We start from the raw sequence: 12,292 nt of genomic DNA on the forward strand, positions 1-12,292 counted from the left end.
ACCGTCATAAAAACGCTGGAGTGACTCTCAGTTGGGGGCACAAGCTACAGTCTGCCGATGCTGCCTATAATCCGAGGCTTCGCGGGTGTAGTTCAATGGTAGAACGGCAGCTTCCCAAGCTTCATACGAGGGTTCGATTCCCTTCACCCGCTCCATATGCCAAACCCGCCAGGCCGAGAAGCCTGGCGGGTTTTTTCATGGGACAATGCACTCAGCGCCGCGAGGATGCGTTTTCCTGCCCCAGATTGAACCGTGCAATCGCCTCCACCATCTGCTGCGCCTGCGTGCGCAAGCTGCTGGCGGCGGCGGCCATTTCCTCCACCAGGGCGGCGTTCTGCTGCGTGGTCTGATCGAGCTGGGTGACGGCTTCACCCACCTGGCCCACACCGGCGGTCTGTTCATTGCTCGCGGCGCTGATTTCGGAAACCATGTCGGCCACGCGCCGGATAGCGCGGACCACCTCCTGCATGGTGGTCCCGGCCTCATCGGCCAGCACAGAGCCCTGCTGCACCATGGCGCTGCTGGCACCAATCAGCTCCTTGATGGCCTTGGCCTCGGCGGCGGTGCGCTGGGCCAGGTTGCGCACCTCGGCGGCCACCACCGCAAAGCCACGGCCTTGTTCACCCGCGCGGGCGGCCTCCACGGCCGCGTTGAGCGCGAGGATGTTGGTCTGGAACGCAATGCCGTCGATCACGCCGATGATGTCGGCAATCTTCTGGCTGCTGCTGTTGATGTCCTGCATGGTGCTGACCACCTTGGACACCACCTCTCCACCCTGCTGTGCCACGCGGCTGGCGCCCACGGCCAGTTGATTGGCCTGGCTGGCACTGTCGGCGTTGTGGCGGATCGTGGCGCCCAGCTGCTCCATGCTCGCCGCCGTCTGCTCCAGCGCGCTCGCCTGATTCTCGGTGCGGCCTGAGAGGTCCTGATTGCCCTGGGCAATTTCCGTGCTGGCGGCTGACACGCTGTCGGCGCTGGTGCGCACAGTGCCCAGGCTTTCCACCAGGCGGACCCGGAAGCCCTCCATCGCCTGGGCCAGGGTGCCGATTTCGTCGCGGGACCGCACTGACACCGCATGTGTGAGATCGCCCTGCGCCAAGTAGGCCAGCGCGGCGCTCAACTGCTGCACAGGGGCGCCCACCAGGCGGCGGGTGGCCAGCACCAGCACCACCGTCAGCAGCGCCAGCGCCACCACCACACCCAGCCACAGCCAGGCCAGCACATTGCGGGCCTCGCTCATCATTTCGGTCAGGGGCGCTTCGGCAACGATGGCCCAGTTCCAAGGCTTGTAATGCTCCACTGCCAGGTAACGTGTGGCGTGGTCACCCTCGCCGCTGCGGCGCGGGGACCAATCCGACTCAAAGTCACCCGACTGCCCCACTGCCGCCAACGACGCCATCCATGCCTTGGCCTGTTCGTCCTTTTCATCCACCTTGAGGGACTTATCGGCGCCCGGCAGGCCAAAAATACTGCCCCGCGCCGGGCCTGCCGAGAGGTTGACCGCATAGACCGCTCCGGTCGCAAACAGCTTCTGCCCCGCCATCACTGTATCGAGCTTGCCCAGGATGGCGCCCATATCGGAGCCAATGAACAGGATGCCGATGGTGCGGTTACCATCGCGGATGGGCTCGTACACGGTCATGTACTCGCGGCCAAACAGGCTGGCGCGGCCGATGTATGTCTTGCCCTCATTCATCAGGGCATAGGCAGGGTGCTTGCGGTCCAGCAAGGTTTTATAGGCGCGCTCACCGTCCTGCTTCTTGAGCGATGTGGTCACGCGGACGAAGTCATCCCCCGTGCGCGCAAAAATGGTCGCCACGGCGCCCATGCTGTCTTTGGAAAAGCGGTCAACCACCTCGAAATCGCCGTTAACGGACGCGCCTTGAAACGACAGCACAGCTTCGGGCTTTCCGTCCGCACCGGGCGCCTCGGCCACAGAGAACTGTCCCGGGAAATTCGCCTTGAACAGGGTGAAGTCCCGCTTGGCTTGCTCTTGTGCGGTGTCGTCAAAGGTCTGCACCAGCATGCGCACCTGGGCGGCGTACTGCTTAGCATCGTCCCGCGATAGGCGGCCGAAGTCTTTCCACAGCAGGCCACTGACAATGCCCATGGTGGCCAGCAAAACCACCAACAGGCTGAACAAAGCGGTTGCCGAAAGTTTGAAAGCCACTGAGTGGCGACTGTTTGACGAAATCATCTGGTACTTTTCTGTAATTTATGCAATGGCATGCATATGAGAAAGACAAAGTACCCGATTCGCCCCGTAATGCAAACGGCTCAATCAGCAATGGCCCGTCGAGAATTAGGGAAAACCCTTGCAAATATCCCCAATGCGCGGCAAGAAAACCCACGTCCTGCCAGCGCAAGCGCGTTCAGAGCGCCTACCCACCCATGGGTAGCTGCAGGGACTGCCGGCTCTCGAACACACGCTGGGCCCCCGTGACCGGGTCCACAAACTTCAGTGATCTTGCAAGCAACTGCAGGGGCCGCGAATAGTCACCTTCGGGCGGGTCGTTGACCACAGGGTAGAACGGATCGTTGCGCAGCGGTAGTCCAAGGGCCGCCATGTGCACGCGCAACTGGTGCCGCTTGCCGGTGATGGGTGACAGACGGTAGCGCGCCCAATCGCCGGCCACCTCCAGCACCTGCATGTGGGTGTGGCTGTTGGGCTCGCCGGGCACTTCGTGCATGCGAAAGAACTGCGGGCTTTCTTCCAGACGGCTGACATGGTCGCGGGGAAAAACTACATCCGCGCGCCAGGGCGCAATCGCGTCGTAGTGCTTGATGATCTGCCGGTCACGGAACAAGGCCTGGTAGACACCACGGGTGCGCTGCTGCACCGACAACATCACCAGTCCGGCTGTATCACGATCGATGCGATGCAGTGGTGACAACTCGGGCAACCCCAGCCGACGCTTCAGCCGCACCAGCAAGGTGTTTTGCAGATAACGGCCCGAGGGCGTGACCGGCATGAAGTGCGGCTTGTCCGCCACTACCAGATGCTCGTCCTGGTACAGCACGGTTTCACAGAAAGGCAACGCGGGCTCCGCCGGGAGGCTGCGGTAGTAGTAAAGACGCACACCACCCTCGAAAGGCCGTTCGGGCTGAACAGCCTGCCCGTGCTCATCCACCACATCGCCCGCCTTCATGCGGTCGTACCAGCCATCACGGGACACTGCGGGCAGTCGCCGCGCCAGGAAATCCAGCATGCTCCCCTGCCCGCGTGTGGGCAGCACCACACAGCTGGGGCTCACCCCGTCGCGCACCGGGAGAACATGGGGATGACGGGGGTTGTGCATGGCTTGCGAATTCTAGGAGGGATCGACATGCGTAACCGCGCAGCATCAAACCCCGCATGGGCCGACGTGTCCCCAGCCCCGCACGGCAAGAAGATTGTCCACCCGTTCCCACCCTGTAGGACAAGCGCGCCAAAAGGCCTGCGACTCAGTCTGAGGGGCCCAAAGTCACGTTCTGCGGGCTAGCATGACCGCTCTATGACGAGCCCTCCGACCAACCACGATACCAACCCATCGCCCCGCCCCGTAGCTCAACCCGCATTCCCAAGGAGACAAGGCAGCCGCGGGGTACGCATAGCCTGGGGTGTGGCGGCGAGCGTGATGGGGCTGCTCTTGATTGGCGCGGTGACTTTGACCCAGTGGGACTGGAACCGCGCCAAGCCCTGGCTGAACCAAGCCGCCAGCGGAGCGAGCGGACGACAGTTTGCGGTGGAAGGCGACCTGTCCGCTTCCTGGCACTGGCCGCAGCCCCTCGAAGAGGGCTGGCACCGCTGGATACCCGGCGTCACCGTGCAGGGCACGCAGCTGGTTCTGCAAGACCCGCCAGGGTTCGCCCGCACAGGGAAGAGCGCAGAACCGCGCCCCACGGCCAGCGCGGAGGTGGCACGCGCGTCGCTCAAGCTCTGGCCGTTGCTGGCTCGTGAAGTGGTGATTGATACCTTGGAACTCTCGGGCCCGGATATCTCACTGGCTCGGCTGCGCGATGGCACCAACAACTGGACCTTCCCCCAAAAAGACCCCACCGATACGAAGACTCGCTGGTCGTTCAGTGTCCATCAGCTGGTGGTTCGTAAAGGCCGACTGGGGTATTCCGACGCCACACAGGACCTTGATCTGACCGCCCGTGTCGATACCTTGCCAGAAGATACGGCAATGGCGCCGCCACACGCAGCAGCCTCGTCTGCGGCCAGCGCAGACTTTGCTTCTGGCTCCCCACGCTATGGTGTGCGATTCGATGTGACGGGTACGCTGGGCAAAGCGCGCATCGAAGGCCACGGCAAGGCCGGCTCCGTCCTCACACTGCGTGACAAGGAAGTGAACTACCCACTGCAATTCACAGCCAAGGCGGGCAGTGTGGGAACAGCGGTTCAGGGCATTTTGGCCAACCCGGGCGCCCTGTCAGGCATGGATTTTCAGGTGATGCTCAAGGGCGCCAGCATGGCGGATCTGTACCCGCTCACGGGCCTGGTTCTGCCCAACACACCTGCGTTTCAAACGCAGGGCCGACTGCAGGGTAGCCTGCAGCCAGGCCGCGCCGTGTGGAACTACCGTGACTTCACCGGAACAGTCGGTCAGAGCGACCTCCACGGCAATCTGCGCTTTGTATCAGGAGCGCCGCGCGGCAAGCTGTCGGGAGCCATCACATCCAACCAATTGCGGCTTGCAGACCTGGGGCCAGTGCTCGGGACAGCCACCACGGCGAAGGCCCCAGCGGGTCGGAATGGCAGGGTATTGCCCAACGCGGCCTTTGCCACCGATCGTTGGAGCAACATGGACATGGATCTGAAATTCTCGGGACAACGAGTGATCCGTCCCGACAGCCTGCCACTGGAAGACCTCAGCGTGCACGCGGTGCTCGACGATGCAGTGCTGCGCCTGGAGCCTTTGCACTTTGGCGTAGCCAAAGGCCAGATTGAGTCAAAGCTGGTGCTGGATAGTCGCAAACGACCGCTCAAGGTACGCATGGATACCCGCGTGCAAAACCTGCGACTCGCTGCCTTGTTCCCCGAGGTGGAATTGACGCGTAAAAGCCTAGGCCGGCTGGACGGTGCCATCGCATTGAATGGCCAAGGCAACTCCGTGGCGCAATGGCTCGGCACAAGCAATGGCGAGGCGCGCCTGTACGTGCGCGAAGGAACCCTGAGCCGCGAACTGCTGGACCGCGCTGCGCTCAACGTCGGCAGCATTGTGATTGGCAAACTGTTTGGCGACGACAAGGAGGTGCAACTCCGTTGCGCAGTGGCAGACCTAGCAGTGCGCGAAGGGGTTGCCACAGTCCGCACTGCCAAGCTGAGCACCAACGAAGCGGTGGTGGATGTCACCGGCACCATCGACATGGCGGACGAACGCCTGAACCTCAGCGTGAAGCCTGCATCCCTGGAGTGGAAGTTCTTTTCTTTGCGCACTCCGTTATATGTGCGCGGCACGCTGGGCAAGCCCAACGTGGGAGCAGAACCGGGCCCCTTGCTGCTGCGCGCAGGTGCAGCCATTGCCGCTGCGGTGGCCGCGCCTGCAGCGCTGGCGCTGATACCGGTCACAGTCCCCGGAGCTGACGACGATGCGCAGTGTGCGCCCTTGCTTGCTCAGGCCGCGCAACCAGTCAAGGCGGGGCAGGTTGGCGCTCCAGCCGCGCGCACCACAGCACGTTAGAAAACACATCTACATCGCCCCTGGTGGTGTATGCCCCCAGCGGCCATCGCCAATGAAAAAGCCCACGGCTGACGCCATGGGCTTTTCGTGGATTTGCTAAGAACGCAAGGTCAGTCGGTCGTTGCCTCTTCCGGCTCTGCAGGTTCAGACTTCGCCGAGCGCTCCTTCTTGGGCAAAGGCTGGATGTCCAGAAGCACTTCGGGTGTTTCCACCCCCTTGTCGTCCTTCTTCATCTCGATGTCCACAGTCAGGCGCCCACCCTCGGTCAGGCGGCCAAACAGCAGCTCGTCGGCCAAGGCACGGCGGATCGTGTCCTGAATCAGGCGCTGCATCGGGCGCGCGCCCATCAGGGGGTCAAAGCCCTTCTTAGCCAGATGCTTGCGCAAGGCGTCGGTGAAGGTGACCTCCACCTTCTTCTCGGCCAGCTGCGTCTCCAGCTGCAGCAGGAACTTGTCCACCACGCGCAGAATGATCTGCTCGTCGAGCGCCTTGAAGTTGACGATGGCATCCAGCCGGTTGCGGAACTCGGGCGTGAACAGGCGCTTGATATCGCCCATCTCGTCGCCCGCCTGACGCGGGTTCGTAAAGCCGATGGTCGCCTTGTTCATGGTCTCGGCGCCGGCATTCGTGGTCATGATGATGAGCACGTTGCGGAAGTCGGCCTTGCGGCCGTTGTTGTCAGTCAGCGTGCCATGGTCCATGACTTGCAGCAGCACGTTGAAGATGTCAGGGTGTGCCTTCTCGATCTCGTCGAGCAGCAGCACCGCGTGCGGCTTCTTCGTGATGGCTTCGGTCAGCAGACCGCCTTGGTCGAAGCCCACGTAGCCCGGGGGGGCGCCGATCAGGCGGCTCACGGCATGGCGCTCCATGTACTCGGACATGTCGAAGCGGATCAGCTCGATGCCCATGATGTAGGCAAGCTGTTTGGCCGCTTCGGTCTTGCCGACGCCCGTGGGACCGCTGAACAGGAACGAGCCGATGGGCTTGTCGCCCTTGCCCAGACCCGAACGCGCCATCTTGACAGCGCTGGCGAGCACCTCAAGCGCCTTGTCCTGACCGAACACCACGCTCTTGAGGTCACGCTCCAGCGTCTGCAGCTTGCCGCGGTCGTCGTTGGACACGTTGGCGGGCGGAATGCGCGCGATCTTGGCCACGATCTCTTCGATCTCGGCCTTGCCAATGGTCTTCTTGCGCTTGCTGGGCACCAGGATGCGCTGCGCGGCACCGGCTTCGTCGATCACGTCGATGGCCTTGTCAGGCAAATGGCGGTCGTTGATGTACTTGGCACTCAGTTCGGCCGCAGCCTGCAGGGCCGCAGCGGCGTACTTCACGCTGTGGTGCTCTTCAAAGCGGCTCTTAAGGCCCTTCAAGATGTCGATGGTCTCGGCCACGCTGGGCTCGACCACATCCACCTTCTGGAAGCGGCGGGACAGCGCAGCATCCTTTTCAAAGATGCCACGGTACTCCGTGAAGGTGGTTGCACCAATGCACTTGAGCTGGCCGCTGGACAGCGCAGGCTTGAGCAAGTTGGACGCATCCAAGGTGCCACCTGAGGCCGCGCCCGCACCGATCAGGGTGTGGATCTCGTCAATGAACAGGATAGCGTTGGGCTTGTCCTTGAGCGACTTGAGCACGCCTTTGAGGCGCTGCTCGAAATCGCCACGGTACTTGGTGCCCGCCAACAACGCGCCCATATCGAGCGAGTACACCGTGGCCTCCGCCAGGATCTCAGGCACATCGTTCTGCGTGATCCGCCAAGCCAGGCCCTCGGCAATCGCGGTCTTGCCCACACCGGCTTCGCCCACCAGCAGCGGGTTGTTCTTGCGACGGCGGCACAGAATCTGGATCGTGCGCTCAACCTCGTAGTTGCGGCCGATCAGCGGGTCGATCTTGCCGTCCTTGGCCGCTTGGTTCAGGTTCTGGGTGAACTGTTCCAGCGGCGAGGCTTTCTCATTGCGCTCGCCACCACCGCCTTCTTCGCCCTCGGCCTGGTTCTCAGCCTTGGCGGGTTCTGGCGGCTCGCCCTTCTTGATGCCGTGGGCAATGAAGTTGACCACGTCCAGGCGCGTGACGCCCTGCTGGTGCAGGTAGTACACGGCGTGCGAATCTTTCTCGCCGAAGATGGCCACGAGCACATTGGCGCCCGTCACCTCTTTCTTGCCGTTGCCCGTGGACTGCACGTGCATGATGGCGCGCTGGATCACCCGCTGGAAGCCCAGGGTGGGTTGAGTGTCCACCTCGTCGCTACCGGCGACCTGGGGCGTATTGTCTTTGATGAAGTTCGACAGCGATGAACGCAGATCATCGATGTTGGCCGAACATGCGCGCAGCACCTCCGCTGCGCTGGGGTTATCGAGCAATGCAAGCAACAGATGCTCCACGGTGATGAACTCGTGGCGCTGCTGACGGGCCTCAACAAAGGCCATGTGCAAGCTGACTTCCAGTTCCTGGGCAATCATGTGAACTCCTTTGTGCTTGCGTGGAAGGGATAACTGTAGATCGGGACAAAAGACCTGTTATTCAACAGGCTCACTGACACATTGCAGTGGGTGGCCCGCCTTGAGGGCGGCGTCAAGCACTTGCTCTACCTTGGTGGCGGCCACGTCGCGCGAATAAACGCCGCAAACGCCTTTGCCATCCAGGTGGATCTTCAACATGATCTGGGTGGCCGTTTCGCGGTCCTTGCTGAAAAACTCCTGCAGCACCACGATGACGAACTCCATGGGCGTGTAGTCGTCATTGAGCATGACCACCTGGTACATCTGGGGCGGCTGGGTCTTTTGGGTGCGCCTCTCGAGCACGACCGAACCGCCGTCATCCCGCGCTGGCCGAGTCACCGGCGGCGCGGTGGGGGGTGAAGGTGGTTTTGTTGCCATGAAAATCATTCTAGCGACCCGAAGAAGGTGCTGCTGCAGGAGAAGCTGGTTGTGGGGCAGGTATTTTTCAAGCCAGCCGCTGACCGAAACTCTGGCGGAACAATCCGTCACTCATAGACCACATTGGCAGCACCGGCGCCTACTTGGGCCGTCCACGCCGCGAGGGCTGCATCGCTGGGGTAAAAGCGCGCGTTCTCGCCCAGTTGCAACTCCGCCACTGCGGTCGCGTCGTCCGACTGGCAACGCACCCCCATCCGCACGCGCAGCCCGTGCACCAACTCCCCTTCGGCAATCTCTTCGCGCACCGGCGGAAATTCGCGCACCAGGCGCGGCACATCTGGCGCCTTGTCACCCACGGTCACATGCAGATATTTGCCAAACCGGCAACGCGCGCCCGCCAAATCCCACACCTGCTGCACTTTGACGCGCAGGCCACCGCTGAAGTGATCCAGTTGCAACCGTCCCATCATCACCACAAACTCATCCTCCTTGAGCTGGTTGCGGTAAGTGTTGAGCAGCGCTTCATCCGCAGACGCTTCGATCACCGCCGACTTGTCGTCCAGCTTGAAGAGCCCCAGCTTGCCCCGTTGCCCGTTGATGACCCGGAAGTCGCTGATGATGCCGGCAAGGACCTGGGGCTCACGGCTATCCAGCAGCTCGTCGATCTGGGTCCGCACAAAACGGCGCACCTCCGTCGCCACTTCATCAAAAAGGTGGCCAGACAGGTAGAACCCCACGGCGGTTTTTTCCAGCGTGAGCCGCTCCTTGATGCCCCAGGGCGTTGCATCCACCAGGTCTGGTTCCTGCGTGCTGGAGCCATGGGCATCGTCGCCCATCATGTCGAACAACCCCCCCTGGTTCACGTTGGCGAGCGTTGCGGCGGCAAAGTCAAACGCACGGTCAATCGAAGCCACCAGGGCTGCCCGGTTGAGATGGATGGAGTCAAAGGCGCCAGCCTTGATCAGTGCCTCCACCGTTCGCTTGTTCATGCGGGCCTTGTCCACTCGCACACAGAAATCAAACAGGCTCTTGAAAGGCCCCTTCGTTGACCCCTGTGGCCCCTCCCCGCGCCCTTCGCGGGCGGCGACGATGGCTTCAATCGCCTGTTGACCCGTGCCTTTCACGGCCCCCAGGCCATAACGGATGATCTTGTCGGTGACGGGTTCGAACCGGTAGAAGCCCCGGTTCACATCAGGCGGCTCAAACGACAGCCCCATCTTTTGCGCGTCTTCAAACAACACCTTGAGCTTGTCGGTGTCATCCATTTCCACCGTCATGTTGGCGCAGAAGAACTCGGCGGTGTAGTGCACCTTGAGCCAGCCGGTGTGATACGCCAGCAGGGAATAAGCCGCTGCGTGCGACTTGTTGAAGCCGTAGCCCGCAAACTTCTCCATCAAGTCGAACACCTCGTCAGCCTTCTCCTGGCTGATGCCCTTCTCGGCAGCTCCCTTGCGGAAGATGGCGCGGTGCTCGGCCATTTCCTCGGCCTTCTTCTTGCCCATGGCCCGGCGCAGCATGTCGGCGCCGCCCAGGCTGTAACCGCCCAGGACCTGAGCGGTCTGCATCACCTGCTCCTGGTACACCATGATCCCGTAAGTTTCGGCCAGCACAGGCTCCACCAGCGGGTGCGGGTAGATGACCTCTTCCTTGCCATGCTTTCGATTCACGAAGCTGGGAATCAGGTCCATAGGCCCTGGCCGGTACAACGCATTCAGGGCAATCAGGTCTTCCAACCGACTGGGGCGCGCCTCTTTCAACATGCCCTGCATGCCGCGGCTTTCAAACTGGAATACCGCTTCAGTCTTGCCCTCGGAGAACAGCCGGTACGTCGGCCCGTCGTCGAGCGGAATGTTCTCGAACGCAAAGTTCTCCTGGCCCTTGTGGCGCTTGATGATGAACTCGCGCGCAATCTCCAGAATGGTGAGCGTTGCCAACCCCAAAAAGTCGAACTTGACCAGTCCGATGGCTTCCACGTCGTCCTTGTCGTACTGGCTCACGGCCGACTCGCTGCCTGGCTGCTGGTACAGCGGGCAGAAATCGGTGAGTTTGCCGGGCGCGATCAACACACCACCAGCATGCATGCCGATGTTGCGCGTCATGCCCTCGAGCTTTTGCGCCATCTCGATGACGGTCTTGACGTCTTCTTCCTTGCGCACGCGCTCGTAGAGCGTGGGCTCCAGTTCCAGCGCGTAATTGTTCTTGTCGCCTTCCTTCTTCACCTCGGGCGGATAGGCCAGGGTGTAGGACATGCCGGGCTTGCCGGGCACCAGCTTGGAGATGCCATCACAGAATGTGTAGCTCATGTCCATGACTCGGCCCACGTCGCGGATGGCCGCCTTGGCCGCCATCGTGCCGAAGGTGGCGATCTGGCTCACAGCATTTTTGCCGTACTTGTCCTTGACATAGTCAATCACCCGATCGCGATTGGACTGGCAGAAATCGATGTCGAAGTCAGGCATCGACACGCGCTCTGGGTTCAGAAAGCGCTCGAACAGCAGGTTGTATTGCAGCGGGTCCAGGTCGGTGATCTTCAGCGCATAGGCGACCAGCGAACCGGCACCTGAACCACGGCCCGGCCCCACCGGGCAGCCATTGTTCTTCGCCCACTGAATGAAGTCACCCACGATCAGGAAGTAGCCGGGAAACCCCATCTTGAGAATGGTGCCCAGCTCGAACTCCAGTCGCTCCACATAGCGTGGTCGCTGCTTGTCTCTTTCGGTCTCGTCTGGGAAGAGATGCTTGAGGCGCTCCTCCAACCCTTCGAACGACGCGTAGCGGAAATACTCATCGATGGGCATGCCATTGGGCGTCGGAAAGTCCGGTAACTGCGGTTTGCCCAACACCAGGGTCAGATTGCAGCGTTGCGCGATCTCGACCGTATTGGCAATGGCCGATGGCAGGTCAGCAAACAAGGCCTCCATCTCCGCAGAGGTCTTGAAATACTGGTCGCGAGTGAACTTGCGCACCCGGCGGGGGTTGGCCAGGATTTCCCCTTCTGCGATGCAGATGCGGGCCTCATGCGCCTCGTAGTCATCGGGCCCGGCAAACTGAATTGGGTGGGTTGCGACGACGGGCAGGCTCAGTCGTGCAGCGAGCTGTGCTGCCGCAACCACATGGACTTCATCGTCAGTCCGGCCAGCGCGTTGAAGTTCCACATAAAACCGGTGCGGAAAAATCCCCGCCAAACGCAATGCAATGTCCGCAGCGCCCGACTCATCCCCCTTCATCAGCGCCTGCCCTACCGGACCGGCCTGAGCGCCAGACAACGCGATCAATCCCTCGGATAACTCCTCCAGCCATGCCCAGGTGCTCAACGCCAGGTTTTTCACAACGTTGCGCGTCCAGGCGCGGGCCAACAGCTCCGAAAGGTTCAGATACCCCTGCCGACTCTGAACCAGAACGATGAGACGCGACGGGGGGGCACCGGCCTCGCCTTCGAGAAAAATCTCCGCGCCCAGGATGGGCTTGACACCCTTTCCCCGCGCCTCTTTGTAGAACTTGATCGCGCCAAAGAGATTGTTGAGATCGGTGATAGCCAGAGCGGGCTGGCCGTCTTTGGCAGCGGCTTTGGCCACCTCGTCGATGCGATTGGTACCGTCAACGACGGAGAACTCGGTGTGCAGGCGCAAATGAACAAACATGCAGGCATTGTAGAAACCCCGGCGGCTCACGGTAGCACTGGCGCCCGCTGCGCCTTGGCGCGGCAGGCGCCGCCGGTACAATGCTTTTCGTGCCTGAAATGGTGGTGGC

At 61.8% G+C, this 12,292-nt stretch carries 6 protein-coding genes and 1 tRNA gene; 2 read left to right on the forward strand and 5 right to left on the reverse strand.

The features are described from left to right. Positions 1 to 81 precede the first annotated feature (81 nt). Positions 82 to 155 (forward strand) — tRNA-Gly (locus tag ACOYR4_RS12355). A 56-nt stretch (positions 156 to 211) separates the two neighbouring features. On the opposite strand, the gene ACOYR4_RS12360 is transcribed toward ACOYR4_RS12355, so the two are convergent. Then, a complete protein-coding gene (locus ACOYR4_RS12360) occupies positions 212 to 2,110 on the reverse strand; it encodes a Cache 3/Cache 2 fusion domain-containing protein (protein ID WP_422846800.1) in 1,899 nt (632 codons plus the stop codon). Between the two features lie 271 nt (positions 2,111 to 2,381). Beyond that, positions 2,382 to 3,299 carry a pseudouridine synthase gene (locus tag ACOYR4_RS12365; RefSeq protein WP_422846801.1) on the reverse strand — a complete coding sequence of 306 codons (918 nt, stop codon included), beginning with the start codon at positions 3,297 to 3,299 and terminating at the stop codon, positions 2,382 to 2,384. 195 nt (positions 3,300 to 3,494) lie between these two features. Here ACOYR4_RS12365 and ACOYR4_RS12370 point away from each other — a divergent pair, with 195 nt between their 5' ends. Further along, positions 3,495 to 5,666, forward strand: a complete 2,172-nt coding sequence (locus ACOYR4_RS12370) for an AsmA family protein (protein ID WP_422846802.1) — start codon at positions 3,495 to 3,497, stop codon at positions 5,664 to 5,666. Positions 5,667 to 5,776: 110 nt separating this feature from the next. Here ACOYR4_RS12370 and clpA read toward each other — a convergent pair whose 3' ends face one another. The 3 genes from clpA to dnaE all read right to left on the reverse strand — a co-directional run bounded on the left by clpA (position 5,777) and on the right by dnaE (position 12,183). Next, the gene (gene clpA, locus ACOYR4_RS12375; RefSeq protein WP_110958534.1) at positions 5,777 to 8,125 is read right to left on the reverse strand and encodes an ATP-dependent Clp protease ATP-binding subunit ClpA; all 2,349 of its coding nucleotides are present in this window, start codon (positions 8,123 to 8,125) and stop codon (positions 5,777 to 5,779) included. A 57-nt stretch (positions 8,126 to 8,182) separates the two neighbouring features. Beyond that, positions 8,183 to 8,551 (reverse strand): ATP-dependent Clp protease adapter ClpS, encoded by a 369-nt coding sequence (gene clpS, locus ACOYR4_RS12380; RefSeq protein WP_015013909.1) that lies wholly within the window; start codon positions 8,549 to 8,551, stop codon positions 8,183 to 8,185. Between the two features lie 98 nt (positions 8,552 to 8,649). Then, entirely contained in the window at positions 8,650 to 12,183 is a 3,534-nt protein-coding gene (gene dnaE / locus ACOYR4_RS12385) for a DNA polymerase III subunit alpha (protein ID WP_422846803.1), read from the reverse strand. Between the last annotated feature and the right edge of the window lie 109 nt (positions 12,184 to 12,292).

Source organism: Acidovorax sp. M14, assembly GCF_049331375.1.
In the GTDB taxonomy this organism is placed as follows: domain Bacteria; phylum Pseudomonadota; class Gammaproteobacteria; order Burkholderiales; family Burkholderiaceae_C; genus Acidovorax.

Excerpts from the sequence above, each read along its gene's own strand:
- ACOYR4_RS12370 (WP_422846802.1), top strand. The coding sequence starts at position 3,495 with ATGACGAGCCCTCCGACCAACCACGATACCAACCCATCGCCCCGCCCC.
- ACOYR4_RS12360 (WP_422846800.1), bottom strand. The coding sequence starts at position 2,110 with ATGGGCATTGTCAGTGGCCTGCTGTGGAAAGACTTCGGCCGCCTATCG.
- ACOYR4_RS12365 (WP_422846801.1), bottom strand. The coding sequence starts at position 3,299 with ATGCACAACCCCCGTCATCCCCATGTTCTCCCGGTGCGCGACGGGGTG.
- clpS (WP_015013909.1), bottom strand. The coding sequence starts at position 8,551 with ATGATTTTCATGGCAACAAAACCACCTTCACCCCCCACCGCGCCGCCG.
- clpA (WP_110958534.1), bottom strand. The coding sequence starts at position 8,125 with ATGATTGCCCAGGAACTGGAAGTCAGCTTGCACATGGCCTTTGTTGAG.
- dnaE (WP_422846803.1), bottom strand. The coding sequence starts at position 12,183 with ATGTTTGTTCATTTGCGCCTGCACACCGAGTTCTCCGTCGTTGACGGT.